The 26272-nt window shown below is 46.2% G+C and carries 43 protein-coding genes; 3 read left to right on the top strand and 40 right to left on the bottom strand.

What is annotated here, in order from left to right; genetic code table 11:
• Positions 1 to 74: 74 nt before the first annotated feature.
• The 3 genes from sat to NYE29_RS13640 form a co-directional block, all read right to left on the bottom strand.
• Positions 75 to 1244 carry a sulfate adenylyltransferase gene (gene sat, locus NYE29_RS13650; RefSeq protein ID WP_076112930.1) on the bottom strand — a complete coding sequence of 390 codons (1170 nt, stop codon included), beginning with the start codon at positions 1242 to 1244 and terminating at the stop codon, positions 75 to 77.
• Positions 1245 to 1284: 40 nt separating this feature from the next.
• Positions 1285 to 1977: a phosphoadenylyl-sulfate reductase gene (locus tag NYE29_RS13645; RefSeq protein WP_076112931.1), complete on the bottom strand. Its 693-nt coding sequence runs from the start codon at positions 1975 to 1977 to the stop codon at positions 1285 to 1287.
• A 368-nt stretch (positions 1978 to 2345) separates the two neighbouring features.
• Positions 2346 to 3221, bottom strand: a complete 876-nt coding sequence (locus NYE29_RS13640; protein ID WP_340896392.1) for a glycosyltransferase family 2 protein — start codon at positions 3219 to 3221, stop codon at positions 2346 to 2348.
• A 161-nt stretch (positions 3222 to 3382) separates the two neighbouring features.
• On the opposite strand from NYE29_RS13640, the gene NYE29_RS13635 reads away from it, so the two are divergent.
• Positions 3383 to 4012, top strand: coding sequence for a DUF1796 family putative cysteine peptidase (locus tag NYE29_RS13635; protein ID WP_076112932.1), 630 nt, complete (start codon positions 3383 to 3385; stop codon positions 4010 to 4012).
• A 97-nt stretch (positions 4013 to 4109) separates the two neighbouring features.
• Here NYE29_RS13635 and rpsI read toward each other — a convergent pair whose 3' ends face one another.
• From rpsI to NYE29_RS13455, 36 genes are all read right to left on the bottom strand, one after another.
• Positions 4110 to 4502, bottom strand: a complete 393-nt coding sequence (gene rpsI, locus NYE29_RS13630) for a 30S ribosomal protein S9 (protein WP_025706574.1) — start codon at positions 4500 to 4502, stop codon at positions 4110 to 4112.
• Between the two features lie 20 nt (positions 4503 to 4522).
• Positions 4523 to 4960, bottom strand: a complete 438-nt coding sequence (rplM, locus tag NYE29_RS13625; protein ID WP_038597038.1) for a 50S ribosomal protein L13 — start codon at positions 4958 to 4960, stop codon at positions 4523 to 4525.
• A 236-nt stretch (positions 4961 to 5196) separates the two neighbouring features.
• Positions 5197 to 5976 (bottom strand): tRNA pseudouridine(38-40) synthase TruA, encoded by a 780-nt coding sequence (gene truA / locus NYE29_RS13620; protein ID WP_076112950.1) that lies wholly within the window; start codon positions 5974 to 5976, stop codon positions 5197 to 5199.
• 206 nt (positions 5977 to 6182) lie between these two features.
• The gene (gene rplQ / locus NYE29_RS13615) at positions 6183 to 6548 is read right to left on the bottom strand and encodes a 50S ribosomal protein L17 (protein ID WP_019908254.1); all 366 of its coding nucleotides are present in this window, start codon (positions 6546 to 6548) and stop codon (positions 6183 to 6185) included.
• A 42-nt stretch (positions 6549 to 6590) separates the two neighbouring features.
• The gene (locus NYE29_RS13610; RefSeq protein WP_036680585.1) at positions 6591 to 7535 is read right to left on the bottom strand and encodes a DNA-directed RNA polymerase subunit alpha; all 945 of its coding nucleotides are present in this window, start codon (positions 7533 to 7535) and stop codon (positions 6591 to 6593) included.
• A gap of 131 nt (positions 7536 to 7666) precedes the next feature.
• Complete coding sequence (gene rpsK / locus NYE29_RS13605) at positions 7667 to 8062, bottom strand: 30S ribosomal protein S11 (RefSeq protein ID WP_019908251.1); 396 nt, start codon at positions 8060 to 8062, stop codon at positions 7667 to 7669.
• A 19-nt stretch (positions 8063 to 8081) separates the two neighbouring features.
• Positions 8082 to 8450 (bottom strand): 30S ribosomal protein S13, encoded by a 369-nt coding sequence (gene rpsM / locus NYE29_RS13600; protein ID WP_020427053.1) that lies wholly within the window; start codon positions 8448 to 8450, stop codon positions 8082 to 8084.
• Between the two features lie 19 nt (positions 8451 to 8469).
• Positions 8470 to 8583, bottom strand: a complete 114-nt coding sequence (rpmJ, locus tag NYE29_RS13595; RefSeq protein WP_026688601.1) for a 50S ribosomal protein L36 — start codon at positions 8581 to 8583, stop codon at positions 8470 to 8472.
• Between the two features lie 53 nt (positions 8584 to 8636).
• On the bottom strand, positions 8637 to 8852 hold the full coding sequence (gene infA / locus NYE29_RS13590) for a translation initiation factor IF-1 (RefSeq protein WP_018753971.1): 216 nt from the start codon (positions 8850 to 8852) through the stop codon (positions 8637 to 8639).
• Between the two features lie 2 nt (positions 8853 to 8854).
• Entirely contained in the window at positions 8855 to 9163 is a 309-nt protein-coding gene (locus NYE29_RS13585; protein ID WP_340896385.1) for a KOW domain-containing RNA-binding protein, read from the bottom strand.
• Between the two features lie 9 nt (positions 9164 to 9172).
• Positions 9173 to 9925, bottom strand: coding sequence for a type I methionyl aminopeptidase (map, locus tag NYE29_RS13580; RefSeq protein ID WP_076112951.1), 753 nt, complete (start codon positions 9923 to 9925; stop codon positions 9173 to 9175).
• 4 nt (positions 9926 to 9929) lie between these two features.
• A complete protein-coding gene (locus NYE29_RS13575) occupies positions 9930 to 10574 on the bottom strand; it encodes an adenylate kinase (protein WP_038597049.1) in 645 nt (214 codons plus the stop codon).
• A gap of 97 nt (positions 10575 to 10671) precedes the next feature.
• Positions 10672 to 11970: a preprotein translocase subunit SecY gene (gene secY, locus NYE29_RS13570; RefSeq protein WP_038597052.1), complete on the bottom strand. Its 1299-nt coding sequence runs from the start codon at positions 11968 to 11970 to the stop codon at positions 10672 to 10674.
• Positions 11970 to 12410: a 50S ribosomal protein L15 gene (gene rplO / locus NYE29_RS13565; protein ID WP_076112952.1), complete on the bottom strand. Its 441-nt coding sequence runs from the start codon at positions 12408 to 12410 to the stop codon at positions 11970 to 11972. Before rplO ends, secY begins: the two co-directional genes overlap by 1 nt.
• A gap of 40 nt (positions 12411 to 12450) precedes the next feature.
• On the bottom strand, positions 12451 to 12636 hold the full coding sequence (rpmD, locus tag NYE29_RS13560) for a 50S ribosomal protein L30 (protein ID WP_019908243.1): 186 nt from the start codon (positions 12634 to 12636) through the stop codon (positions 12451 to 12453).
• Positions 12637 to 12650: 14 nt separating this feature from the next.
• Positions 12651 to 13148, bottom strand: coding sequence for a 30S ribosomal protein S5 (gene rpsE, locus NYE29_RS13555; RefSeq protein ID WP_036652980.1), 498 nt, complete (start codon positions 13146 to 13148; stop codon positions 12651 to 12653).
• A gap of 27 nt (positions 13149 to 13175) precedes the next feature.
• Entirely contained in the window at positions 13176 to 13544 is a 369-nt protein-coding gene (gene rplR / locus NYE29_RS13550) for a 50S ribosomal protein L18 (protein ID WP_076112953.1), read from the bottom strand.
• 84 nt (positions 13545 to 13628) lie between these two features.
• Positions 13629 to 14171 carry a 50S ribosomal protein L6 gene (gene rplF, locus NYE29_RS13545; protein ID WP_038597058.1) on the bottom strand — a complete coding sequence of 181 codons (543 nt, stop codon included), beginning with the start codon at positions 14169 to 14171 and terminating at the stop codon, positions 13629 to 13631.
• Positions 14172 to 14201: 30 nt separating this feature from the next.
• Positions 14202 to 14600 carry a 30S ribosomal protein S8 gene (rpsH, locus tag NYE29_RS13540; RefSeq protein WP_019908239.1) on the bottom strand — a complete coding sequence of 133 codons (399 nt, stop codon included), beginning with the start codon at positions 14598 to 14600 and terminating at the stop codon, positions 14202 to 14204.
• Between the two features lie 32 nt (positions 14601 to 14632).
• On the bottom strand, positions 14633 to 14818 hold the full coding sequence (locus NYE29_RS13535) for a type Z 30S ribosomal protein S14 (protein ID WP_036589425.1): 186 nt from the start codon (positions 14816 to 14818) through the stop codon (positions 14633 to 14635).
• Between the two features lie 45 nt (positions 14819 to 14863).
• Positions 14864 to 15406 (bottom strand): 50S ribosomal protein L5, encoded by a 543-nt coding sequence (gene rplE / locus NYE29_RS13530; RefSeq protein WP_076112954.1) that lies wholly within the window; start codon positions 15404 to 15406, stop codon positions 14864 to 14866.
• Positions 15407 to 15436: 30 nt separating this feature from the next.
• Positions 15437 to 15790: a 50S ribosomal protein L24 gene (rplX, locus tag NYE29_RS13525; protein ID WP_019908235.1), complete on the bottom strand. Its 354-nt coding sequence runs from the start codon at positions 15788 to 15790 to the stop codon at positions 15437 to 15439.
• Positions 15791 to 15850: 60 nt separating this feature from the next.
• Positions 15851 to 16219: a 50S ribosomal protein L14 gene (gene rplN, locus NYE29_RS13520; RefSeq protein ID WP_019908234.1), complete on the bottom strand. Its 369-nt coding sequence runs from the start codon at positions 16217 to 16219 to the stop codon at positions 15851 to 15853.
• Between the two features lie 39 nt (positions 16220 to 16258).
• On the bottom strand, positions 16259 to 16525 hold the full coding sequence (rpsQ, locus tag NYE29_RS13515) for a 30S ribosomal protein S17 (protein ID WP_038597064.1): 267 nt from the start codon (positions 16523 to 16525) through the stop codon (positions 16259 to 16261).
• Positions 16526 to 16568: 43 nt separating this feature from the next.
• Complete coding sequence (gene rpmC / locus NYE29_RS13510) at positions 16569 to 16766, bottom strand: 50S ribosomal protein L29 (RefSeq protein ID WP_019908232.1); 198 nt, start codon at positions 16764 to 16766, stop codon at positions 16569 to 16571.
• On the bottom strand, positions 16756 to 17190 hold the full coding sequence (gene rplP, locus NYE29_RS13505; RefSeq protein ID WP_036652954.1) for a 50S ribosomal protein L16: 435 nt from the start codon (positions 17188 to 17190) through the stop codon (positions 16756 to 16758). The genes rpmC and rplP overlap by 11 nt, the downstream gene beginning before the upstream one ends.
• Before the next feature lie 2 nt (positions 17191 to 17192).
• A complete protein-coding gene (gene rpsC, locus NYE29_RS13500; RefSeq protein WP_038597067.1) occupies positions 17193 to 17858 on the bottom strand; it encodes a 30S ribosomal protein S3 in 666 nt (221 codons plus the stop codon).
• A gap of 13 nt (positions 17859 to 17871) precedes the next feature.
• Positions 17872 to 18204, bottom strand: coding sequence for a 50S ribosomal protein L22 (rplV, locus tag NYE29_RS13495; RefSeq protein WP_019908228.1), 333 nt, complete (start codon positions 18202 to 18204; stop codon positions 17872 to 17874).
• A gap of 31 nt (positions 18205 to 18235) precedes the next feature.
• The gene (gene rpsS / locus NYE29_RS13490) at positions 18236 to 18514 is read right to left on the bottom strand and encodes a 30S ribosomal protein S19 (protein ID WP_038597069.1); all 279 of its coding nucleotides are present in this window, start codon (positions 18512 to 18514) and stop codon (positions 18236 to 18238) included.
• A 76-nt stretch (positions 18515 to 18590) separates the two neighbouring features.
• The gene (gene rplB, locus NYE29_RS13485; RefSeq protein ID WP_038597071.1) at positions 18591 to 19421 is read right to left on the bottom strand and encodes a 50S ribosomal protein L2; all 831 of its coding nucleotides are present in this window, start codon (positions 19419 to 19421) and stop codon (positions 18591 to 18593) included.
• 27 nt (positions 19422 to 19448) lie between these two features.
• A complete protein-coding gene (gene rplW, locus NYE29_RS13480; RefSeq protein WP_019908225.1) occupies positions 19449 to 19742 on the bottom strand; it encodes a 50S ribosomal protein L23 in 294 nt (97 codons plus the stop codon).
• Complete coding sequence (gene rplD, locus NYE29_RS13475; protein WP_038597074.1) at positions 19742 to 20365, bottom strand: 50S ribosomal protein L4; 624 nt, start codon at positions 20363 to 20365, stop codon at positions 19742 to 19744. Before rplD ends, rplW begins: the two co-directional genes overlap by 1 nt.
• 25 nt (positions 20366 to 20390) lie before the next feature.
• Positions 20391 to 21014: a 50S ribosomal protein L3 gene (gene rplC, locus NYE29_RS13470; RefSeq protein ID WP_076112955.1), complete on the bottom strand. Its 624-nt coding sequence runs from the start codon at positions 21012 to 21014 to the stop codon at positions 20391 to 20393.
• A gap of 44 nt (positions 21015 to 21058) precedes the next feature.
• Positions 21059 to 21367, bottom strand: a complete 309-nt coding sequence (gene rpsJ, locus NYE29_RS13465) for a 30S ribosomal protein S10 (RefSeq protein ID WP_017692074.1) — start codon at positions 21365 to 21367, stop codon at positions 21059 to 21061.
• Positions 21368 to 21614: 247 nt separating this feature from the next.
• A complete protein-coding gene (locus NYE29_RS13460) occupies positions 21615 to 22886 on the bottom strand; it encodes a globin-coupled sensor protein (RefSeq protein ID WP_340896381.1) in 1272 nt (423 codons plus the stop codon).
• 244 nt (positions 22887 to 23130) lie between these two features.
• Positions 23131 to 23844: a Crp/Fnr family transcriptional regulator gene (locus NYE29_RS13455; RefSeq protein WP_340896379.1), complete on the bottom strand. Its 714-nt coding sequence runs from the start codon at positions 23842 to 23844 to the stop codon at positions 23131 to 23133.
• A 165-nt stretch (positions 23845 to 24009) separates the two neighbouring features.
• Between NYE29_RS13455 and NYE29_RS13450 the strand changes: the two genes are divergently transcribed.
• The gene (locus tag NYE29_RS13450; RefSeq protein ID WP_038597084.1) at positions 24010 to 24459 is read left to right on the top strand and encodes a V4R domain-containing protein; all 450 of its coding nucleotides are present in this window, start codon (positions 24010 to 24012) and stop codon (positions 24457 to 24459) included.
• A 32-nt stretch (positions 24460 to 24491) separates the two neighbouring features.
• Positions 24492 to 24836 carry a cupin domain-containing protein gene (locus NYE29_RS13445; RefSeq protein ID WP_340896378.1) on the top strand — a complete coding sequence of 115 codons (345 nt, stop codon included), beginning with the start codon at positions 24492 to 24494 and terminating at the stop codon, positions 24834 to 24836.
• A 137-nt stretch (positions 24837 to 24973) separates the two neighbouring features.
• On the opposite strand, the gene tuf is transcribed toward NYE29_RS13445, so the two are convergent.
• Positions 24974 to 26164 (bottom strand): elongation factor Tu, encoded by a 1191-nt coding sequence (gene tuf, locus NYE29_RS13440; RefSeq protein ID WP_038597087.1) that lies wholly within the window; start codon positions 26162 to 26164, stop codon positions 24974 to 24976.
• Positions 26165 to 26272 lie beyond the last annotated feature (108 nt).

Raw genomic sequence — 26272 nt, 5'->3', positions numbered from 1 at the left:
AAGACCCCCTCGTCCCGATAGATTCTACTCATCTATATGGGACAAGAGGGCCAAATAGTACTGGCTCTTCGTATTTAGGCGTTAACTTCCTGAGACATTCCCTCAATCAAAATTTGCGCAACCTCAGGCCGCGTAAATTCCGGAGGCGGGCACTGGCCATCCCGCAGCAGCGCACGCACCTTCGTACCGGATAGTGTCAGATGCTGATCACCCGGATGAGGGCAGGTCTTGCTGGAGGCCATATTTCCGCATTTGATGCAGAAGAAGCTGTGTTCAAAAAATAGCGGTGTAATCCCCAACTCCTCAGCAGTGAAGTTAGAAAAAATCTCTTGTGCTTCGTAAGTTCCATAGTAGTCACCTACACCGGCATGGTCACGGCCCACGATGAAATGGGTGCAGCCGTAATTTTTGCGGACCATGGCATGGAATATCGCTTCTCTTGGACCCGCGTAACGCATAGCTGCCGGGAACACTCCAAGGAACGTACGGTCTGCCGGGTAGTAATTTTCCAGCAGTGCCAGATAACTCTTCATCCGCACATTGGCCGGCACATCATCGGATTTGGTCTCGCCGACCAGAGGATTGAGGAACAGAGCGTCTACAACCTCCATTGCACACTTCTGAATGTATTCATGCGCACGGTGAACGGGATTTCGGGTCTGAAAGCCAACAACCGTTCTCCAGCCCTTATCAGCGAATATTTGCCGCGTCTTGGCCGGATCAAAGTAGAACTCCCCAAACTTCTCCGGCTGCGGACGATTCAAGACCGTTATAGGTCCTCCTACATAGGTTGCCGGACGGGCCAGCAATTTGCTGACGCCAGGGTGCTCCGGATCTGTCGTTCTGAAGACGTTCTGTGCTTCAAGCTGCTGATCTACGCTGTAAATGCTCTGCACATCAAGCAAACCATAAATCACACCATCTTCTTCACCGATCAAAGACACGGTATCACCAACAGCCAGACCTGAGGCCACCTCATCCTCAACAGCAAGTGTGATGGGAATACTCCATACGGTGCCATCCGCAAGTCTCATGCTTTTCACGACAGAACGGTAATCTTCTTCATTTAAAAAACCGGTAAGCGGTGAGAAGGCTCCCACGGCAATCAAATCCAGATCAGAGATAGTCCATGTATTAATTGCGATTGATTTATAGTCCGAAGCTTGCTGCAGCAATTCTTCCCTCTGCGCTCCCTCCACTGTACGCTGAATCAGTGTTCCTCCATGTGGAAGTATTGACGTCATCTAATTTCTCTCCTCCTGTGTCTCGCTTCTCGTGCCTTGCTTATTTATGCAGTCCACATTCCGTTTTTTCCGAACCGGACCATCTTCCGGCACGCGGATCTTCACCAGGCATAACAGCACGGGTGCATTGCTCGCAGCCGATGCTCGGGAAATTGCGGTCATGGAGCGGATTATATACAACATCATTTTCGCGGATGTAATTCCATACATCCTCAGTCGTCCAGTGCGCAATCGGATTAAATTTGACCAGTCCGAATTTATAATCGTACTCTACCTTTTTGGAATTGGCGCGAGTTGGCGCCTGATCACGGCGAATCCCGGTAATCCAGGCATCATATTGGGAAAGAATGCGGGTAAGCGGCTCTACCTTGCGGATCGCACAGCATTGGTTAGGATCGACACTCCATAGCGCATCACCGTATTGAAGTGCTTGTTCCTGCGTAGATATCTGCGGCGACACACGCACGAACTCCATTCCATATTTATCAGCCATAATATCTCTTGTCTCATAGGTTTCTTTGAAATGATAATCCGTATCCAGATAAAAAACATCCGTTGACGGACTAACCTTCTGCAGCATATCAACAAGTACTACATCTTCGGCTCCGAAACTGCAGGCAAAGGTGATGTTCGGGAAAGTTTCTACTGCCCAACGAATAATCTCTTCAGGTGAGGCATTTTCCAGTTCCTCAGCCTTAACTTTAATCAAATCTTCTTTCTCAAGCAGATTCATTACGGTATTCCTCCATCCTAGTTATGCAGCTTAAAGATAATGCTGAACTTATGACGACAATTCCAACTATTTTTATATGGAATAGTATATAACTTTCCCTGAGGAAGTCAATGCATTTTATAGCATTTATAGCACCATAAAAAGCCAAAAGCCCCTGTCCATAAAGGCTAGAGGCCTGATATCCTTAAAAACCGAGAGATATGCTGTAATAAGAAGAATATATAGTCAGAAACTCTGAATTACCAAACCATAACTTCTACTTTAAAAAGGCCTCCAACTCGTGAATGCGCCTAATAGAGCATTGTTCACAAAGTCAACGGGTGTTTTAGGACCAGAGAAATACCAGTTTAAAGAAAACCGCCGTAAGTTTATTGAGAGAAGGTAAAACATTGGGATAATACCGAATTCAAAACCTCATGATTGTATTTTCGGACCCGATTATTCGCCTCCAAGATTTTATTAGCCCATGCTAACGCTCTGTTGTATTGATTGAAATCATGAACCTGAATCCTAAAATGGCAGAAATCCTTATGCAGCTGATACTCCTCATAGGTGGGATTGAGCCCGATTTGCCCAAATTGTTGCCTGATGATCCTCTCAGCCATCTGTTCTTGCATAGTTTCATGGACGTAAGATATCTGGTTAGTATGCACCCTGTACTTTAGCAGCACTTCAGGCAGATTGGTCAATTGGGTTACCTCCCCCAAGCGGTTCCACAGCTCAAAATCTTCCGCATGGGGGTAATCCCAATATTTGACTCCATGATTATCCAGAATGGATTTTCTAAGCATGACAGTAGGATGCACAATCGTACAGTGAAAAAACTGCCAACACCTTATTTCGTCATGAATTAGTGGTTTAGCCGTAGTCCCGGTTATGCCGATATATTCTGCTTGGCTACCGCAAACCCCTATATGCGGATTCGCATCCATAGAGGCCACCTGACGTGCCAAACGGTGCGGCAATGCGATGTCATCCCCATCCATTCGGGCAATATATTCACCAGTACATAACGAAAGGCCTTCGTTCAATGTTCTGATAAGCCCGATGTTTACGGCATGAGAAATCACCTTTATACGGCTGTCATGAATCCCCCTTATTCTTCCCAAGGTTCCATCAACAGACCCATCATCTATAATCAGTAGTTCAAAATCCGGATACGATTGCTGAAGGATACTCTGAATTGACTCCTCAATATAAAGAGATGAGTTGTATACAGGCAACAAAACCGATATTTTCACCATTACTCGCACCGCCTCAACTATACTTAATACTTTATAGATTATGAGGCCATGCCTTGTCTCGATATAAGTAAGTGCCTGTTTCAAATTAAATATGTATGATCGTCCAAACGCTTTTCTCCTGACATTAATTTAATATAGTAAATTATCCGGGGGGGATCCGCATGATATTGAATGAGATCAAGGGTACCTATGACGTTATTTTCAGTTTAGGACATAACTGCCTCGCTGCAGATCAATTATCCCGCACTCTATTACGAAAGGTAGGTGGGGTGATTGATTGGGTGGAGACCCCCGTTTTGGCAGGTGTAAGCAATCTATTGCGAAATCGGTTCGCCCATTTCATGGATTTTCCTAATCTTAGTATTACGGGAATTAATCATAAAGCGGAATGTTTTATTGTTAGGGACGCAGCGTACCATGCTTTTTCTCACCATGATTTTCCACTGAGTGAAAATACACCGGAGCAGCTTGTCAGCTATCCAAAATTAAAAGAAAAACTACAGCGCCGCATTCCGCGATTCCTCGAGACCCTCAGGGTCGCTGACAAGGTATTATTTATTCGCACCGAAGCAACAATACATGAAACCGCTGAACTGCTGGATGTGTTAAACGGGATGGTTCAAGGAACATTTAACCTGCTTGTTATTAATCATGCACCCGTACAAGGAATCATCGAAACTCCTTGGCCCTTTAACAATGTTTGCGCCTTACAAATCCCAGAAGTCCCGGACATGTTCCATGATAATGATCATCTCTGGAGATCCATATTGCATGGCTTTAGTGTTAGATAAAATAAGCCATTGCCATGGTCACAGCGTCATTATGGCAAAAATAAAAGCCCCTGGCCATAAAGGCCAGAGGCTTGATATCCTTGATAACCAAGGGATATTAACGTTTCGAGAACTGTGGAGCGCGACGTGCTGCTTTGAGGCCGTATTTCTTACGTTCCTTCATACGTGGGTCACGAGTCAGGAAGCCGGCTTTCTTCAGCGCACCGCGATATTCAGGGTCCACTTTGAGCAATGCACGGGAGATACCGTGACGGATTGCTCCAGCTTGACCAGAAATGCCGCCACCATGTGCAAGAACGATTACATCGTAGTTGCCCAGTGTTTCAGTCAGGTTCAAAGGTTGTTTCACGATCATCTTCAGTGTTTCCACACCGAAATATTCGTCCATCTCGCGTTTGTTAATGACAATGCGTCCTTCACCCGGTACAAGGCGAACACGTGCTACCGAATGTTTACGACGACCTGTCCCATAGTATTGTACTTGTGCCATGAAACTGTCCTCCTCTATTCTTATCCGCGAAGTTCGTAAACTTCAGGTTTTTGTGCTGCATGTGGATGCTCGGCGCCTGCATAGACTTTCAATCTCAGCTTCATGTGATCCCCTTGACGAGTCTTAGGAATCATACCGTGAACTGCAAATTCGATCATGCGTTCAGGTTTAGTCTTGATCAGGTCTTCTGCAACAGTGACTTTCAAGCCACCTGGGTGCATCGAGTGACGGTAGTATTTCTTGTTTTGCATTTTCTTGCCTGTAAGGTGAATCTTCTCAGCGTTGATAACAATTACGAAATCTCCAGTATCAACATGTGGAGTGAATTGCGGTTTGTGTTTGCCACGGATCAATGCAGCGGCTTCGCTGGCCAAACGACCAAGTGTCTTGCCTTCGGCATCAATGATGTGCCAAGTGCGTTCAACTTCGTTTGGTTTCGCCATATAGGTGGTACGCATGAATGTTTCCTCCTTGTTCTCGTACGAAAATCATCTGTTTCGTATATCTTGTTTCTCATTGGATTACGATTATGTGAGTTAAAAAAAGCTTATTTGTCGGCATCTTCTTGATCGGGGCTGTGGGATAGCCATCAAGAAAACACAACTTTTATATTACAGCATAAACATGACAAGTGCAAGTGATTTTTAAGCTATTTGACTATAATTTTTATTAAAAAAGTATAGAACGCTCTCGCCTAAATTCCATCCTCGTCATATTCAACACTCCACAGCGCCAAGCCCTTGGATACGGCCGTTGGTCCTGCCGCCGCCCGATCGCATGCGGCTAGAATATCCGCAACCTTATCCGCATGGTATTTGCCTTCACCCACATGAATCAGCGTCCCCATAATAATGCGAACCATATGCTGCAGAAATCCGCTGCCCGTAATATAAGTGTGAATGACACCCTGGTCTACAGAGTCAGGTCGACACATACTGCGGTCAATCTCCATATGAGCCTCAAAGATCGTCCGGACATGGGAAGTCTTCGTGGACTTCCGTGATGCGAACGAGGTGAAGTCATGGGTACCCAGTAAATGTGTAAGACCTTTCTGCATAGCCGGTATATCGAGTTTCACCGGGTGGTGATGCTGCCAGCGCCGCTGAAACGGATCCGGAAACCGGTTGCCATTAATTGTGTACCGATAGGTTTTGCGCTTTGCTCCTCTACGAGAGTGGAACGATAGCGGAACCTCCCTCGCCTCGGTAACCACGATATCTTGCGGCAACCGGGCATTCAGGGCCAGGCACCAGCGTTCAAGCGGGATTTGAGAGGAGGTCATGAAGTTAAACGGCTGTCCATAAGCATGCACACCCGCGTCTGTCCGTCCAGAGGCGGTTATTTTGAGCGCCTCGCCCGTCAGATGGAGTATGGCCTGTTCCAGCCGGTCCTGAATCGTATTGCCCTGAGGCTGGGTCTGAAAGCCATCATAATGGGTCCCGTCATAATTGACTTTCATCAATAGATTGCGCATTCCGTTCTCCTGTCAGTCCATACTTGGTTTTCAAAAAAAAAGAGCCCCGGCGGGAGCTCCTTCTACTCTATACAAGGTGATTCCCGCGGTTAGTTGTACGGCAGGGCCTTATCGCCCCTGCAGCACAATAACGTTTAATACTTTCCTACCCATGCTCCGAGGATCATGGGGGAAAGGGATAATTCCGGAAATCATTACTTGCGTTACTACGCGCGGTCTACCAGTTCAAGATAAACCATAGGCGCAGCATCGCCACGGCGAGGTCCCAGCTTCAGGATACGAGTGTATCCGCCTGGACGCTCTGTGTAACGAGGAGCAATATCAGAGAACAGTTTTTGGATTGCATCTTGTTCACCGTCAACAGTTTCACGACGAACAAATGCAGCTACTTGACGACGAGCATGAAGATCGCCCTTTTTCGCTTTAGTGATCAGTTTCTCAGCGATGGAACGAACTTCCTTCGCTTTGGCTTCCGTTGTCTGGATGCGCTCGTAAAGGAACAGATCCGTTACCATGTCGCGGAACAACGCTTTACGCGCACTGGAATCACGGCCCAATTTTTGGTATGCCATTTGTTTTCCCTCCTTCACTCAAGTACTCAAGCAATCTGTTAACTATTCTTCTGTGCGGAGACCCAAACCAAGTTCCTCGAGCTTCTCTTGAACTTCTTCCAAAGATTTGCGGCCCAAGTTACGAACCTTCATCATATCTTCTTCAGTTTTCGTAGTCAGCTCTTGTACGGTATTAATACCGGCACGTTTGAGGCAGTTGTAGGAACGGACAGAAAGATCAAGTTCTTCGATTGTCATCTCAAGCACTTTTTCTTTTTTGTCTTCTTCTTTTTCAACCATAATTTCGGCGTCTTTCGCTTCGTCCGTAAGTCCTACGAACAATACGAGGTGCTCGTTCAAAATTTTGGCTCCGAGGCTTACAGCCTCTTCCGGTCTGATACTGCCATCCGTCCAAATTTCCAGCGTCAACTTGTCATAGTTCGTCACTTGACCGACACGAGTGTTATCAATGCCGTAATTCACGCGGGAAATAGGAGTGTAGATGGAATCAACCGGAATAACACCGATTGGCTGGTCGTCGCGTTTGTTCCGGTCTGCTTGGACATAGCCGCGACCACGGCCTGCAAAAATACGCATGTGAAGTCTCGCGCCAGGTCCCAGCGTTGCAATATGAAGATCCGGATTGAGGATCTCAACATCGCTATCCGCACGGATATCACCTGCGGTAACGATGCCTTCACCCTCAGCATCAATCTCGAACACTTTCTCTTCATCTGAATGGATCTTCAGAGAAAGAGCTTTAAGGTTCAGAATGATTTCCGTCACATCTTCCATTACGCCAGGAACGGTCGAGAACTCATGCAAAACGCCGTCAATTTGGACCGATGTTACTGCGGCTCCCGGAAGGGAGGAAAGCAGAATCCGGCGAAGCGAGTTCCCCAGAGTCGTGCCATATCCACGTTCCAGCGGTTCAACTACGAATTTCCCATAGGTTCCTTCATCATTGGCTTCTACGGTCTCAATCTTCGGCTTTTCGATTTCTATCACGAGTGTACCCCTCCTTCAAACGTCGCTCCTATATGAAACTGTCACCCCATCAGGTGCATCATGTAGTATGCCTAAACACCTATTATTAGCAGATGCGTCAGAATTATACCACAATCACAATTCTGATTTCACTATACGCGACGACGTTTCGGCGGACGGCATCCATTGTGAGGAACCGGAGTTACGTCTTTAATGAGGTTTACTTCAAGCCCTGCGGCTTGAAGGGAACGGATGGCTGCTTCGCGGCCCGCGCCCGGTCCTTTAACCATAACTTCAACGGACTTCATGCCGTGTTCCATCGCTGCTTTAGCAGCACTTTCGGCTGCCATTTGCGCTGCAAATGGAGTCGATTTACGGGAACCTTTGAATCCTTGACCGCCGGAGCTAGCCCAGGAAATTGCATTTCCGTGAGGATCCGTGATCGTAACGATAGTGTTGTTGAACGTGGAACGAATATGTGCCACGCCGCTCTCGATATTCTTCCGGTCGCGACGTTTGGTACGTACGACTTTTTTCGGTTTAGCCATTGTCTCTTATCCCCCCTTATTATTTCTTTTTGTTTGCTACCGTACGACGCGGGCCTTTCCGGGTACGGGCATTCGTTTTAGTGCGTTGACCGCGAACAGGCAATCCACGACGGTGGCGAACACCGCGGTAACAGCCGATCTCAGTAAGACGCTTAATATTCAAGGAAATTTCACGACGCAGGTCACCTTCAACCTTAACCGATTTGTCGATCATTTCACGCAGTTTGCTGACTTCATCTTCCGTCAAATCACGGACACGTGTGTTAACGTCAATGCCTGTTTCATTAAGAATTTTCTGGGAAGTCGTTTTACCGATTCCGAAAATATAAGTCAAGGCGATCTCAACGCGTTTATCACGTGGCAAATCCACTCCAGCTATACGAGCCATTTTACGCTACACCCCCTTCTTAACCTTGTTTTTGTTTGTGTTTCGGATTTTCGCAAATTACCATAACAGTCCCTTTGCGGCGGATGACTTTGCATTTCTCGCACATGGGCTTCACAGAAGGTCTTACCTTCATGTTAATTACCTCCTCAAAGTTTTGCGAAGCAAAACTTTTGTTGTAGTTCCCACCTATTTACGGTAAGTTATACGACCTTTAGATAAATCGTAAGGCGATAACTGCACGACCACTTTGTCTCCGGTTAGGATACGGATAAAGTGCATCCGCAATTTCCCGGACACATGGGCAAGTATTTGATGACCATTCTCAAGCTCTACCTTAAACGTTGCATTCGGCAACGGCTCAATGACCGTACCTTCGACTTCAATGACATCTTCTTTAGCCACAGTTAGTCTCCTTTCTCATCTGCACTTATTCCAGCAGGTCCGCCATACTTCATCACTGCAAAACGCAGCTTTCCGTTGGTAACCCGGCCGGTTTCTTCCAAACTGTTCACAACCTCATTGCTGATAAAGGGTATGAGCTCCAGATGTTGAATGTTCTTCTTCTTCGGCCCATCAAACTTCCGTTTGTCCCCATCGGCAATATATACAAATCTGCTATCCACAACTGCGATAACCACGGCAGCCTCTCCGGCATCTTTGCCTTTGAGAATTCTCACCAATTGACCAATCTGCGGGCTGCTCTGAGTATTCATCAAGATCACCTACGCATTCAGTTTTGTGAAAATTTCCATGCCGTCCGGTGTAACTGCTACTGTATGCTCGAAGTGAGCGCACAATGAACCGTCTACCGTAACGACCGTCCAGTTATCTTCCAGCGTTCTGACATATCTGTCCCCTACGTTCACCATCGGCTCAATCGCGAGTACCATACCCGGTTTCAGACGTGGTCCGCGGTCCGCTATGCCATAGTTCGGAATTTGCGGTTCTTCATGCAGTTTTGCCCCGATGCCGTGACCCACATACTCTCGTACGACGGAGAATCCGGCGTCTTCAATAGTTTGCTGGATCGCATGGGAGATTGTAAACAAGCGCACATCCGGTTTGACTAACGCCAGTCCTGCGTACAAGGAGCCTTCCGTGACGTCCAGCAAGCGCTGAGCTTCTTCGGAAATGCTGCCCACTCCGTAGGTCCAAGCGGAATCACCGTGATAACCGCGGTACTCTGCACCGATATCAAGCGTTATTATATCGCCTTCCATCAATTTGCGTTTACCCGGAAATCCATGCACCAATTGTTCGTTGACTGAAGCGCAAATGCTGGCAGGAAAACCGTTGTAACCTTTGAAAGACGGCACAGCACCTTGACTGCGAATGTATTGATCGGCGATTCTGTCGAGCTCTCCGGTTGTGATGCCAGGCTGGATAGCCTCAGCGATCAACCGGTGACTCTCGGCAACAATTCGACCAGCTTCCCTCATAAAGGCAAGTTCCTGCTCGGATTTACAAATGATCATTACATTAACCTCGCAACAAAGATACGATTTCGGAAGTAACGACATTGATTTCGTTTTCTCCGTTTACCTGACGCAAAAGACCTTTATTCTCATAAAACGCAAGCAGCGGTGCTGTCTTGTTATCATACTCATCCAGACGCTTGCCTACGCTCTCTTCGTTGTCATCCGGACGTTGATACAACTCACCGCCATCAATGTCGCAAATGCCTTCTTGCTTCGGCGGGTTGAAAATTAAATGGTAGGATGCTCCGCAAACTCTGCAGATTCTACGTCCCGTAAGACGCGCCATCAGCAGTCCACGGTCTACATTCAAGTTGATTACATGATCCAATGAAATATTGAGGCGGCTTAAGATATCTTCCAGCGCTTCCGCTTGCGAAAGGGTTCTTGGAAAGCCATCCAATAAGAAACCTTTTTCGCAATCGGACTGCTGAAGCCGTTCTTCAACGATCCCAATAGTCACATCATCAGGTACAAGCAAGCCTTGCTCGGTGTAAGATTTGGCCTTCAGTCCAACCGGAGTACCCTGCTTGATTGCCAAGCGGAAGGCGTCACCTGTCGAAATATGCGGAATGCCAAGCTCTTTAACGATAACTGCTGCTTGTGTCCCCTTGCCTGCCCCAGGAGGGCCCATGAATAGAATGTTCACGATTTCTCTCTCCCCCCAAAAGTTCGCCACCAAGCAAGAAACAGCACAATAGGTGCCGGGAAGTCTGTAAATCACATGCTTCGCCGGAACCTATCCACTATTTATTGATGAAGCCTTTGTAATGGCGTTTGATCAATTGGCTCTCGATCTGCTTCATGGTATCCAATGCCACACCAATTACGATCAGGATGGATGTACCACCAATCTGAACCGAATCAGGTAGACCGGAGAGCTTCCCGAAGAATACAGGAAGTACGGATATAAACGCCAAGAACAGCGCGCCGGACATAGTCAGACGGGACATTACCTTGGTGAGATATTTTTCCGTTGCTTTACCAGGACGGATACCCGGGATATAACCGCCATTCTTCTTCATGTTATCGGCCATCTGCTGTGGATTCATCTGAACAAACGTATAGAAGAACGTAAATCCAATAATCATCAGCACATACAGAACCATACCGAGAGGCTCATTAAACTTCAGGTTGCCAGCAACCCATTTCGCCCACTCATGTGTTGACCAGAAGCTGGAGAGTACAACCGGGAATTGCAGTAGAGAAACAGCGAAAATGACAGGAATAACGCCTGCTGCGTTAATCTTCAGCGGAATATGCGTATTCTGTCCACCATACATCTTGTTGCCGACTACGCGTTTGGCATATTGCACAGGAATCTTACGAATCCCTTGCTGTACGAAGATTACTCCAACAATAATCGCCGCAACCAAGATCAACACGATAACGACTTTAAGAATATTCAGGAACATCTGATCCGGCTGTATAAAGCTGGATTGAGCCGTAGCCGTGATATGTCCCGGTATGGCAGCGACGATTCCCGCAAAAATCAGGATCGAAATCCCGTTTCCTATTCCCTTTTCCGTGATCTGCTCACCCAGCCACATCAGGAACGATGTACCTGCAGTCAGAATGATCGCGATAAGCAGATAATCCGCAAAGGTTGCATTCGGGATCATCTCAGTGCTGTAGATCCGGTTGAATCCGATTGAAGTCGCAAACGCTTGAATCAGACCGAGCACTACTGTGCCGTAACGGGTGACTTGCGCCAGTTGCTTTTTCCCGTGCTCCCCTTGTTTTGCCCATTCAGCAAACTTAGGAATAACATCCATCGACAGCAATTGCACGATGATCGATGCGGTAATGTACGGGTAAATACTAATCGCAAAAATCGAGAAGTTTTTGAGCGCTCCGCCCGAGAAGGTGTTCAGAAGACCCATCAAAGCGTCGCCGCTTTGATTTGTTGTTTCCAGTACTTCTTTGTTCACACCAGGAACCGGTACAAACGAACCGAGTCGGTAGATGATCAGAACGAACAGGGTAAACAGGATCTTTTTGCGCAAATCTTCAATATGCCATATATTCTTAAGCGTCTTGAACATTAGATCACCTCGGTTTTACCGCCGGCAGCTTCGATTTTCTCTACCGCAGATTGAGAGAACTTATTTGCTTGTACAGTCAATTTAACGGCTAATTCGCCGTTACCGAGAATCTTAATGCCGCTTTTGGAATTCTTTACAACACCAGTTTCAATCAGCAACTGTGGAGTCACTTCAGTTCCTTCAGCAAAGCTATTCAGATCTTCCAGGTTCACAATCGCATACTCTTTACGGGTAGGATTGACGAAACCACGTTTAGGCAGACGACGATAGAGCGGGTTTTGTCCACCCTCGAAGCCGGGACGAACACCACCGCCGGAACGGGAGTTTTGACCCTTATGACCGCGACCGGAAGTTTTTCCGTTACCGCTACTAGGTCCGCGACCAACGCGGTTGCGTTCTTTGCGGGAACCCGGAGCTGGAGCAAGTTCATGTAACTTCATCGTTTGCACCTCCTTATGTTTGTTAATTTATGCGAGGCGTTTAGCCTTCGATTTCTGTAACGGACAGCAAGTGGCTCACTTTGTTGATCATTCCGCGAATTGCAGGAGTGTCATTGTGAACCACGGACGAGTTAGTCTTACGCAGGCCGAGCGTCTTAACAGTAACACGTTGTGTTTCTGGACGTCCAATTACGCTGCGTACGAGGGTAATTTGCAATTTTGCCATTGACGTTCCCCTCCTTAACCGCGCAATTCTTCGACAGATTTGCCGCGAAGTTTCGCGACCTCTTCAATGCGTTTCAGACGGGAAAGACCCTCTAAAGTTGCATTGACCATGTTCATGGAATTCGAAGAACCCAAAGATTTTGTCAAGATGTCGCCAACGCCTGCCAATTCCAATACCGCACGAACTGGACCGCCGGCAATAACGCCAGTACCTTCCGATGCTGGTTTCAGCAGCACGCGTCCTGCGCCGAAATGTCCAGTAACCAGATGGGGAATCGAAGTTCCTACGATTGGAATGTGAATCAGGTTTTTCTTGGCGTCTTCAATGCCTTTACGGATGGCATCCGGAACTTCGCCGGCTTTACCGATACCAGCACCAACGTAGCCGTTGCCATCGCCCACAACAACAAGTGCGCTAAAGCTGAAACGGCGTCCGCCTTTTACAACTTTTGCTACACGGTTAATGTGTACAACTCTTTCTGTCAGCTCTAAACTGTTCGGATCTACACGCAAGTCGTTAACCTCCTTTTAAGAAATATTCTAGAATTCAAGACCAGCTTCGCGAGCTGCATCAGCCAAAGCCTGAATTCGTCCATGGTACAAGTATCCACCGCGGTCAAATACAACCACTGCATAACCTTTAGCTTTAGCACGCTCAGCGATCAATTGACCTACTTTGCTTGCAGCTTCAACGCTGCCGCCATTGCCGATTGTAGCGCTCAGATCTTTATCAAGTGTCGAGGCAGATACGATTGTAGCGCCTGTCACGTCATCAATCAATTGAGCGTAGATGTGTTTCGAAGAACGAAACACGTTCAAACGTGGACGCTCAGTAGTTCCCTGGATTTTTTTACGAACACGCAGGTGTCTTTTGAGACGAGCCTTGTTTTTATCCTCTTTTGTAATCATGACTTCCCTTTCACTCCCTTCAGTTTGCCGTAAACAGCTTCACTTTAAGATGCACGGGGTATCTTACAATGAAGAGTAAGCCGATTATTTCTTCTTACCGGCTTTACCTTCCTTGCGGATGATACGCTCGCCTTCATATTTGATACCTTTACCTTTATACGGTTCTGGTTCACGTACGGAACGGATTTTGGCAGCATAAGCGCCAACGCGTTCTTTATCGATACCTTTAACGATGATCTTCGTGTTCGCAGGAACTTCGAACTCGATGCCCGCTTCCGGTGTAATTTCAACCGGGTGGGAGTAACCAACGTTCAGAACGATTTTATCTCCGGATTTGCTTGCACGATATCCGACCCCAACCAGCTCCAGAGATTTCGAGAAACCTTCAGTCACACCGCTCACCATGTTGTTGACAACGGAGCGGGTTGTGCCGTGAAGTGAACGATGCAATTTGTTGTCCGACGGGCGAACAACGGTGATTTCGTTATTTTCAACTGTAACCTTCATGTCTTTATGAAGCTCACGAGTCAAAGTGCCCTTAGGACCTTTTACTGTAATAACGGCGTTGTCCAAAGTGACATCTACACCGCTAGGTACTGCGATTGGTTTGCGACCAATACGAGACATGTGTTGCACCTCCTTATCTTGTGACGTTTATTACCAAATGTAGCAGACAACTTCTCCGCCCGATTTTGATTGACGAGCTTCTTTGTCGGTCATAACTCCCTTAGATGTGGAGATAATCGCGATTCCTAGGCCGCCGAGTACACGAGGCACTTCATTGCTCTTCGTGTAAACGCGAAGGCCTGGTTTACTGATTCTTTTCAGACCAGAGATAACACGCTCTTGGTTAGGGCCGTATTTCAAGAAGATACGGATAATCCCTTGTTTGCTATCTTCAACGAATTCCGCATCACGGATGAAACCTTCACGCTTCAAGATGTCCGCGATTTGTTTTTTCATAGTAGAAGCAGGCATTTCTACTGTCTCGTGACGCACAGTGTTGGCGTTACGAATACGAGTAAGCATATCTGCAATAGGATCAGACATAGTCATGTGTGTAAACCTCCTTCCCGTTTATAAACTTCTTACCAACTTGCTTTTTTCACGCCAGGGATCTGGCCTTTATAAGCTAACTCACGGAAACAAATTCTGCAAATTTTGAACTTTTGCAGTACCGAATGTGGACGACCGCAACGCTCACAACGTGTATATGCACGTACTTTGAACTTAGGCTCGCGTTGTTGTTTAACTTTCATCGAAGTTTTTGCCACTTTAGCCTGACACCTCCTAAACAGTTTCGGAGAAATGGATGATTCTTACTTAGCGAAAGGCATTCCCAGCTGATTCAGCAGCTCACGGGATTCCTCATCCGTCTTTGCAGTCGTTACGATAACGATGTCCATACCGCGGACCTTATCCACTTTGTCATACTCGATTTCTGGGAAGATCAGTTGTTCTTTAAGACCAAGCGTGTAGTTACCACGGCCGTCAAAGGCTTTAGTGGGAACACCGCGGAAGTCACGTACGCGTGGAAGCGTTACGTTGAACAATTTGTCCAGGAAGTAATACATACGCTCGCCGCGCAGTGTTACTTTAACCCCAATCGGCATATTTTCGCGCAGTTTGAAACCGGCGATGGATTTTTTAGCTTTAGTGATTACTGGCTTTTGACCAGCGATCAGTTGCAAGTCATTAACTGCAGCATCAAGTACTTTGGAGTTCTGAACAGCGTCACCCACACCCATGTTGATGACAACCTTCTCGATCTTAGGTACTTGCATAACAGTTGTATAGTTAAACTTCTGCATCAGAGCAGGTGTTATTTCATTCAAATAACGTTCTTTCATTCTTGCTGCCATGAAGATTTACCTCCTTTCTTTAGAACTGTATTAGTCGATAATCTCTCCGGATCTCTTTGCTACCCGAACCTTCTTACCGTTATCGAGTACTTTGTAACCGATACGAGTAACTTTACCGCTCTTCGGATCAATGTGCATTACGTTGGACACATGAATCGAAGCTTCTTGTTCGATGATTCCGCCTTGCGGATTCAACTGGTTAGGCTTCTGGTGTTTTTTCACCATGTTCACGCCTTCTACCAGGACGCGGTTTTCACGAGGATAAGCAGCGATGACACGGCCTTTTTTACCTTTGTCTTTCCCGCTGATCACAAGTACCACATCATCTTTCTTCACATGCAGTTTATTGTTATGGGATTCCAGAACTTTTTTCACTCTAGGCATTTATTACACCTCCTATGACTAACCTTCTCAGAACTTCACGTTACTTTATGGGTAACTTTATTAGATTACTTCCGGTGCCAAGGAAACGATCTTCATGTAGTCTTTATCGCGAAGTTCGCGAGCAACTGGTCCGAAGATACGTGTTCCGCGTGGGCTTCTGTCGTCTTTAACAACAACAGCTGCATTTTCGTCGAATGCGATGTAAGAACCGTCTTTACGGCGCACAGAACGTTTAGTACGAACAACCACCGCTTTAACAACATCACCCTTTTTGACAACGCCGCCTGGTGTTGCTTGTTTAACGGAACAAACGATCAGATCACCGATTGCTGCTGTACGGCGTCCAGTACCACCCAGTACGCGGATACACATCAGTTCCTTCGCACCAGAGTTATCAGCCACATGCAAACGTGTAAATGGTTGAATCATTATTAATTTCCTCCTTCCGGAAAGGGTCTGCTCACTATCTTAGATGATAACCGCTTTTTCAACCACTTCAACAAGTCTCCAACGTTTGTCTTTAGACAAAGGACGAGTTTCCATGATTTTTACAGTATCACCGATTTTAGCAACGTTTTCCTCATCATGTGCTTTGAATTTATTCGTAGACTTGATGCGTTTGTGATACAAATTGTGTTTCTTATAGGTTTCAACAGCAATTACGATGGTTTTATCCATTTTGTCGCTGACTACTTTACCGATCAGCACTTTGCGTGCATTACGTTCTTCGCTCATAGTTAGCCTCCTTCCTGATTACGGATCATTAATCCGCCCTCACTTAGCTGATCCCGAGTACTCTTTGATGGATAACGGTTTTAGCACGAGCTATTTCCTTACGCACATCACGAATCCGAGTCGGGTTATCCAATTGGCCAGTTGCCAATTGAAAACGGAGATTGAAAAGTTCTTCTTTGAATCCTGCGATCTTTTGTTCAATCTCGGCAGTGGTTAAGTTGCGAAGTTCATTAGCTTTCATTTGCTTCACCACCCAATTCTTCACGTTTCACAAACTTAGTCTTGATAGGCAGCTTGTGAGCGGCAAGACGCATCGCTTCACGAGCGATTTCTTCCGACACGCCTCCGAGTTCGAACATAATCTTGCCCGGTTTAACTACGGCTACCCATTTCTCAACGTTACCTTTACCACTACCCATACGAACCTCAAGAGGTTTTTGAGTAATAGGCTTATCTGGGAAAATCTTGATCCAAACTTGACCGCCACGTTTGATGTAACGTGTCATTGCGATACGGGCAGCTTCGATCTGACGGTTAGTGATCCAAGACGGCTCCAAAGCTTGCAAGCCGAATTCGCCGAAGTTCAATTCGGTACCGCCTTTTGCCATACCCTTCATGTGACCGCGTTGTTGCTTGCGGTGTTTAACGCGTTTTGGTACCAACATGATTAGTTGCCTCCTTCCTGAGCAGCTTGTTTCTTAGCTGGGGGAAGAACTTCTCCACGGTAGATCCATACTTTTACACCGATACGGCCGTAAGTAGTATGTGCTTCAGCCGTTCCGTAATCGATATCGGCACGAAGCGTATGAAGTGGAACTGTTCCTTCGCTATAACCTTCTGAACGGGCAATCTCAGCGCCGCCAAGACGTCCGCCAACTTGAGTTTTAATTCCCTTTGCACCGGAACGCATAGTTCTTTGAATCGCTTGTTTCAGAGCACGACGGAACGATACACGACGTTCCAATTGTTGTGCAATGCTTTCAGCAACAAGAATTGCATCCAGTTCAGGGTGCTTAATTTCGTTGATGTTGATGTGAACCTTTTTGCCACCAGCGATAGTTGTAACTGCGCTGCGAAGTACTTCTACTTCTGCTCCGCCTTTACCAATTACCATACCTGGTTTAGCAGTGTGAATTGTAACGTTCACGCGGCTTGCCGCTCTTTCGATCTCGATGCGGGAAACAGCGGAATCCTTCAACTTACCTTTAAGGTATTCCCGGATTTTGACGTCTTCCATTAAAAGAGTACCGAAATCTTTGCCTGCATACCATTTAGATTCCCAATCGCGAATAATCCCGACTCGGAGACCGACTGGATTTACCTTTTGACCCACGTGTTATCCCTCCTTATTTCTCAGATACCACCAAAGTAATGTGGCTGGTACGTTTATTGATCCGACTTGCACGGCCCATGGCGCGTGGACGGAAACGCTTCATCGTAGGACCCTGGTTAACGAAAACTTCGCTAACGAACAAACTGTTCACGTCCATAGAGTAGTTATGCTCAGCATTGGCGATCGCCGAGTTAAGCAACTTCTCAACTACTGGAGAAGCGGATTTTGGAGTGTGGCGAAGAATTGCAATTGCTTCCCCCACTTGCTTGCCGCGAATCAAGTCAACAACCAGTTTCGCTTTGCGAGCGGAAATCCGCACCGATCTTGCATGTGCTTTTGCTTCCATTGTTTTCCCTCCTCTCAAACGAAGACCTTAATTATCTTCTTGTTTTCTTATCGTCACCCGCGTGGCCTTTGTAAGTACGTGTTGGCGCGAACTCGCCCAACTTGTGACCTACCATATCTTCCGTTACGTATACTGGCACGTGTTTACGGCCGTCATATACACCAAACGTATGTCCGATAAACTGAGGGAAAATGGTAGAGCGACGGGACCAGGTTTTAACAACGACCTTCTTGTCTGCCTCGTTCAATTCCTCAACTTTTTTCAGCAGGTAGCCATCGATGAACGGCCCCTTCTTTAAACTGCGACCCATGTGTGAATCCTCCCTTCATCCGGTTCTTCAAACCGCGAATCGACGCTTCGCGTTAAGCTAACTTGCCAGAAGCGTCTTATTTCGTGCGGCGGCGAACGATATATTTATCAGATGCCTTGTTTTTCTTACGCGTTTTGTAGCCGAGGGTTGGTTTACCCCAAGGTGACATAGGCGATTTCCGTCCGATTGGAGCGCGGCCTTCACCACCACCGTGTGGGTGATCGTTAGGGTTCATTACAACACCGCGTACTTCAGGACGTTTGCCCAGCCAGCGACTGCGTCCGGCTTTACCAATCTTGATCAGTTCATGATCACCGTTACCTACGGATCCGATCGTTGCACGGCATACGCTGAGGATTCTGCGAACTTCACCGGAAGTCAAACGAACAGAAACGTATTTTTCTTCTTTACCCAGCAATTGAGCTTCTGTACCGGCAGCGCGTACCAACTGGCCGCCTTTGCCTGGTTTAAGTTCAATGTTGTGGATAACTGTACCGACTGGAATGTTCGCCAGCGGAAGGCTGTTACCAATTTTGATGTCAGCCGCAGGGCCGGACTCAATCTTATCCCCAACTTTAAGGCCTTGAGGAGCGAGGATGTAACGTTTCTCTCCATCGGCATAGTGGATCAAAGCAATATTTGATGTACGGTTCGGGTCATACTCGATCGTAGCAACGCTACCTGGTATGCCGTCTTTTGTACGTTTGAAGTCGATGATACGGTATTTACGTTTGTGTCCGCCGCCATGGTGACGAACTGTAATTTTACCTTGGTTGTTACGGCCCGCATGTTTGAACAGCGGCGCAAGCAAAGATTTCTCTGGCTCATTTGTTGTGATTTCTTCAAACGTAGACACGGACATGTTACGTCTGGCCGGAGATGTCGGTTTGTACTTTTTGATTGGCACTGTATTCCCTCCTTACTTTACAGAGTATTATTCAACCGCTTCAAAGAATTCGAGCGGCTTGCTGTCCGGGCTGAGCTTAACGATGGCTTTTTTCCACTCTGGAGTATATCCGGAGTATTTGCCGTAACGCTTCAGTTTGCCAGGTACACGCATTGTGTTCACACTAACTACTTTAACTTTGAAAATAGCCTCGACAGCTTTTTTGATTTCGGTCTTGTTAGCACGGATATCCACTTCAAAAGCGTATTTCAATTCGCTCATGTATTCGGATGTGCGTTCCGTAATCACCGGACGTTTGATAATATCACGAGGATCTTTCATTACGCGAACACCTCCTCTACCTTCAGAACTGCTTCTTTAGTGATGATCAGTTTGTCGTACGTCAGTACGTCAAGAACATTGATGCCGTCAGCCGCTACGAATTTCACCCCAGGGATGTTACGAGCGGAAAGTGCCACATTGTCATCATAGCTAGGAGCTACGATCAGGGCTTTGCTGCCTACTTTAAGATTGTTCAGAATCGCTGCGAATTCTTTCGTCTTCGGAGCATTCATTGTCAAGCTATCCAATACGATGATGTCATTCCCGAGTACTTTCGAGGACAACGCGGATTTGATGGCCAAACGGCGAACTTTCTTAGGCAGTTTCCAGGAATAGCTGCGTGGTGTTGGTCCGAAGACTACGCCGCCGCCTTTCCATTGCGGTGAACGAATGGAGCCTTGACGAGCACGACCTGTACCTTTTTGTTTCCAAGGCTTACGTCCGCCGCCACGCACTTCAGAACGTCCTTTTACTTTATGTGTACCACGACGAAGGGAAGCTCTTTGCATAAGCGCAGCTTCGTGCAGAACATGCACATTCGGTTCAATACCGAACACTGTATCGCTCAATTCAACTTCGCCAACTTCGTTACCACTAATATTAAAAAGTGTTACTTTTGGCATTTCATGTTCCTCCTTTCTTCAGTAATTATTTCTTAACGGTTTGTTTAACTTTCACAAAGCTGTTTTTAGGACCTGGAATAGCGCCTTTAACCAGCAATACGTTACGTTCAACGTCTACTCTGATGATTTCAAGCTTTTGAACCGTTACGGTCGTGTGACCCATATGTCCTGGCAGGCGTTTGCCCTTTGGAACACGGTTAGCTTGGATGGAACCCATGGAACCTGGTCTTCTATGGTAACGCGATCCGTGTGCCATTGGTCCGCGGCTTTGTCCCCAGCGTTTGATAACACCTTGGAAACCTTTACCCTTAGATGTACCTGTTACGTCAACAAATTCGCCTTCAGCGAAGATATCAGCCTTCAGCTCTTGTCCAACCTCGAGTGCCCCGAGGTCAACACCGCGAATTTCGCGAACGTAGCGCTTAGGTGTTGCATTTGCCTTTTTGGCGTGACCCTGTTCAGGCTTGTTGGAGCGACTTTCCTTCTTGTCGGAAAAGCCCAACTGCACTGCTTCATATCCGTCGATATTCAGGTCTTTCTTTTGCAGTACCACACAAGGACCAGCTTCGATAACCGTAACCGCGATTACGTTACCTTCTGGAGTAAACACTTGAGTCATACCGAGTTTTTTTCCTAAGATACCTTTCAATGTTGACACCTCTTTTCTTTTCCTAGTTGCTTTAATAGATAGTATTACAATTTGATTTCGATATCTACACCGGACGGTAGATCCAAGCGCATCAAGGCATCCACAGTTTGTGGTGTTGGGTTCACAATATCGATCAAACGTTTGTGAGTCCGTTGTTCAAACTGTTCACGGGAATCCTTGTACTTGTGTACCGCACGGAGAATAGTAATGATTTGCTTCTCAGTTGGCAGCGGGATCGGCCCGGATACACCAGCACCCGAACGTTTTGCTGTTTCAACGATTTTCTCTGCGGATTGATCAAGAATTCTGTGGTCGTATGCTTTCAAGCGGATACGAATTTTTTGCTTTGCCATTTTAGTCCCTCCTTCTATCGCCCAATTTATTATCGGACATACTCCGTGAAAATTTTCTGACGTCGACCTCATGGCAAAGGGGCCGGGTGTGTCAGTAACCTCTCACATCATCGCAACGTCTCAGAACAACATTTATTATTATATATAATAGGCGGACACTTTGCAAGCGAAAATACAAAACAACTCATGATTTTTTTCACAAGTTGTTTTCTTTCTATATATATGGCACATATATGGTCGTTTCTAATTAAAGACGCTCTGTAGCTGAACGGAAATACTCCGCCGAGGCGGCAGATTGTGCCGTTGTAGAGCCGATTCCTTCAATAGTTTGAATCAACACTCTTATCTCTTCTTCTACGGTTACAATTTCCTGGGTGCTGGTCTGCATGGAATCCACGATTTCACTAAACAGCCGGCTGGTCTCAACCGATTGATGTTTACCACTCTTGGTCAGTTCCTGTACCTTGCGGATCTCTTCAACAACCTGAGATGTCAGCCTCCCTGAGAGATCGGTTAGCTCGCCGATGCGTACAACTGTATTCTTAGTATCCTCGGCTAGTCGGTTGACCTCCTGCGCAACTACACTGAAGCCTCTACCATGCTCTCCAGCCCTCGCAGCTTCTATAGTAGCATTGAGTGAAAGAATTTTGGTCTGATCGGCAATTTCCTGAACTGCTGCAACAATCTTCTGGATCTGCTGTGATGAGCTGCTTAGTTCATTCACCGACCGCTCCATTTCATTGGTGCTTTCATAAATCAGATGGATTTGACCAGTAAGGCTGTCCAAGTGCTCATGCCCGTCCCTAGCCATCCCCTGAGACTCCTTAGCTGAACTTGCAGTTCGTTGGAACGTACTACTCACTTCGTTACTGCTTGCCACCAGCTGCTCTACAGCAGCGTTAGTATCCATGCTGAGATCTATTAGCTCACCGCTGAATTCCGCAATTTTTTGCTTCAGTTCATTTTTTACGATTAAGTACTGTTCTTCCTTCTCTCTGGTGTTTTCCTTCTCATACGCTTCCAGTACCAGCTGTTGCTCCAAATTTAGCAGTTTGGTTATGGTCTGAACCACTTTCAAGGTCTCATTTTCTTTCAGGGATTGATTATATACAGCTGTAATAAATACATTCTGCAGGTTTTGAAAAGCCGACAAATACCATTTCGGCTCCAGTCCGACTCTCTTATGAATCTTCGCAATGCTGAGACGTTTGGCAATGTAATGTTCATCAACGTTTCCATCGAAGATTTCAATAATATGCTGCTTTAAAGTCTTTTTTAACCGTTCAATACTGCTGTGTTCAAGAATGATCGCTTCCAGTTTGCCGACTCCGAGCACCGTCTTGTAAAACTGGTCGGTTATGATGTCGATATCTCTTTCTACAACCGGTTTCAATAGACGCAGAAGAGTAAGATCTTCCTCAGTTAAGTCAATCATTCGCATCTGTTCATTGAGTTCCTCATGCCCGTCAAGGGTATGAAAAGACTGTGTGGCAGTGGGTACAAGATTCTTGTTGTCCATTGAGTGAACTTCGGGAGATTCCTCGCTTGTGTTACGTGATGTTAAACCATGCATAAAAGAAAAAGGACATTTCCCCATACTTCCACTCTCCCTGAATTTCCTGAAAATAACATTGATGATATAGCAATATTTTACTCTATGGATATAATAATTGTAAAGAATTTTAAGTAATATTTTGTTGAATAATGTTGAAAAATAAGTTATTTAAGCCGTTATTTTGTCGTATATTGTCGTTTGATAAGTTCTATTCTTTCATTTCTGCCATTTGATTCAGTGCTTTTAGATCTAAAATGTCTACCGTTCTTTTACGGACCGTGATAATACCCATACTTTCCAGATAATTCAGCTTGCGGCTAAGTGTTTCCGCGGTGGCTCCTATCATAGCGGCGAACTCTTTTTTGGCAGCTGGCAAATCAATGCTGATATGTTCTACACGTGAGGAATCGTCCGATTGATTTCTGTTATGCAGATAAAGCAGTAACCGGGCGAGGCGTTTTTCTGCATCATATATATGCATTGCACCAGCCAGCTCTTCGGCTTGATGCAACTGTTCGCTCATCGACATTAAAAAGCTGAACGTAAGCGCCGCGTTGTTCTCCAATAAAGGTACAAATTGTTTGCGGTGCATCCGGCATACACTTCCACTTTCTACAACTTCGGCGGTTACATAATTTTGTTTGTGGTGTAGCAAAGCAAACTGTCCAAAATAGTCGCCGGGGAACAGGAATCGGAGAATATGCTGCTTGCCTTCTTTATTGCTTTGCGTGAGCTTAATGAGGCCACTCTTCACCACAAAAAGCGAATCTGACTCTTCTCCCTCTCTGAATACAAGACTTCCTTTAGCATAATGGCTCGATTCTACTATCGCTTCTACCATTATCAATTCTTCATCTGATAGATTCTTGAATACGGGCACCTGAGAAACACAAGAATGGGAATTGCATACTGTGCATTCCATTTACTCATCATCCTTTCTGCTATTCTCACCATAACAAGGATCCTAATGCTGCCCAGTGACTGCCCTCACAACTTTTTTCAAAAAACTTGATCTGTATCAAGGAATATCTTATCAATATCCGTCACAATAAGTCCTATAGAGAGAGCTAAAGGAGATGGAGTATCTATGCTGCAATATACCTTCGAAGATATGAAAAGTATGGACAGATCTGTGCTTGGCAACATGGTTCCGCTTGAATTATTCCGCACTATCCGCCTTATCGGAATGAACCAGGGTCTCCCCCTTGGCGGTAAAGGAACTACACTTACTGTTGGCCGAAAAATCGGTGAGAGTCTACCAGTGAACACACTCGAGGAGTTACTACAACTATTCGAGGATTTAAAAATAGGGATTCCACGCATCCTGCATGAGGATGACCGCAAGATCAACATCGCGGTGGAGGACTGCTTTTGTAAAGGTCTCCCGACGCTGGAGGAAGAGAAGCTGATTTGTGATTTGGAAGGAGCTATTCTGGAAGGGGCTTTATCCAAAATCATGGGAAGACGGATATCCGTCAGAGAAGTAAAATGCAATGCTGCAGGTCATGAGCATTGTGAGTATGAAGTTAAACTTTAAAACAATAATAAAAACGAAGGTTGGGATTAATGATGGAGAAAAAGACATTAGTAGAGGCAATTCAATATCAGGAGGAACGGTTTACGAAGAAAATCCTATTTCAAAAAGGCGATAGTGTAATGTTTATGCTTAATTTCATGCCAGGCCAACAGCTTCAAGCGCATAAGCATCCCGGAGCAGATGTATTCATCCTTGCTCTGAAGGGAAATGGAATCATTAATGTTAACGATGTAGAGCAGGATCTAGCTGAAGGGGATGTTATCCACCTCGCCGGTGATGAATCCTTTTCCTACCATAACAATGGGAATCAACCCGCAAGTTTGCATGTGGTAATATCCAAAGTTCCAGGCCCGGCGTACACCCAAGATATATCCTAATCGTTTCTTTTGAATTCAACTCTATTTCCGGGTCTTTATAAGGAAATAGAGTTTTTTGTATGCAAAAAAACAGGGAGTCTTCCGGAGAAGAATCCCTGCCTTTATGGTTCAGCACTATCCTAACGGATAGAACCGAATTATTTTTGGATGGAAGCTACGCTACCTGCTCCAACTGTACGTCCGCCTTCGCGAATGGAGAATTTAGTACCTTCTTCAATAGCGATTGGGGAGATCAGGGAAACAGTTACTGTGATGTTGTCACCAGGCATAACCATTTCAGTACCTTCTGGCAGGTTGATGATGCCAGTTACGTCAGTTGTACGGAAGTAGAACTGTGGACGGTAACCAGTGAAGAATGGTTTGTGACGTCCGCCTTCTTCTTTAGTCAGAACGTAGATCTGAGCAGTGAACTCAGTGTGTGGTTTAACAGAGTTCGGCTTAGCAATTACTTGGCCACGCTCGATCATGTTACGGTCAACACCACGCAGAAGTGCGCCGATGTTGTCGCCTGCTTGAGCGGAATCCAGCAATTTACGGAACATTTCTACGCCCGTAACTACGGATTTCTTAGTTTCTTCATGAATACCAACGATTTCGATTTCTTCTCCGACTTTAACTGTTCCGCGTTCTACGCGACCAGTTGCCACAGTACCGCGGCCAGTAATGGAGAATACATCTTCGACAGGCATCAAGAAAGGCTTGTCAGTTTGACGCTCTGGAAGCGGAATGTACGTATCAATCGTTTCGAACATCTCAACGATTTTTTGTGCATAATCGCCATCAGGGTTTTGAAGAGCTTCACGAGCAGATCCACGGATGATTGGAGTATCATCGCCTGGGAAATCATATTCGCTCAGCAAGTCGCGAACTTCCATTTCAACCAGTTCAAGCAACTCTTCGTCTTCAACCATGTCGCATTTGTTCAAGAATACAACGATGTAAGGAACGCCTACTTGACGGGACAGCAGGATGTGTTCGCGAGTTTGTGGCATAGGGCCGTCAGCTGCGGATACAACCAGGATAGCTCCGTCCATTTGCGCTGCGCCAGTGATCATGTTTTTAACATAGTCGGCGTGACCAGGGCAGTCTACGTGTGCGTAGTGACGGTTAGGAGTTTCATATTCAACGTGAGCTGTGGAGATAGTGATACCACGTTCGCGTTCTTCAGGAGCCTTATCGATTTGGTCGAATGCTACAGCAGCGCCACCGTATTTTTTGGACAATACAGTAGTGATTGCAGCAGTCAGAGTTGTTTTACCATGGTCGACGTGACCAATAGTACCGATGTTAACGTGTGGTTTGTTACGTTCAAACTTTGCCTTTGCCATTTGAACAGTTCCTCCTTATTGTGGGGTTCCTTATATTTGAGCCGCCGGGCTAGTTGCTTATCTAGGATGACTGATCGGTTGTACCCGGACAGCAAGTTAAAACAGTTA

It is taken from the genome of Paenibacillus sp. FSL M7-1046, assembly GCF_038007405.1.
Lineage (GTDB): Bacteria > Bacillota > Bacilli > Paenibacillales > Paenibacillaceae > Paenibacillus_AQ.
Note: the sequence above shows the minus strand (reverse complement) of the source record. Positions and strands in the feature narration are given on the sequence as shown.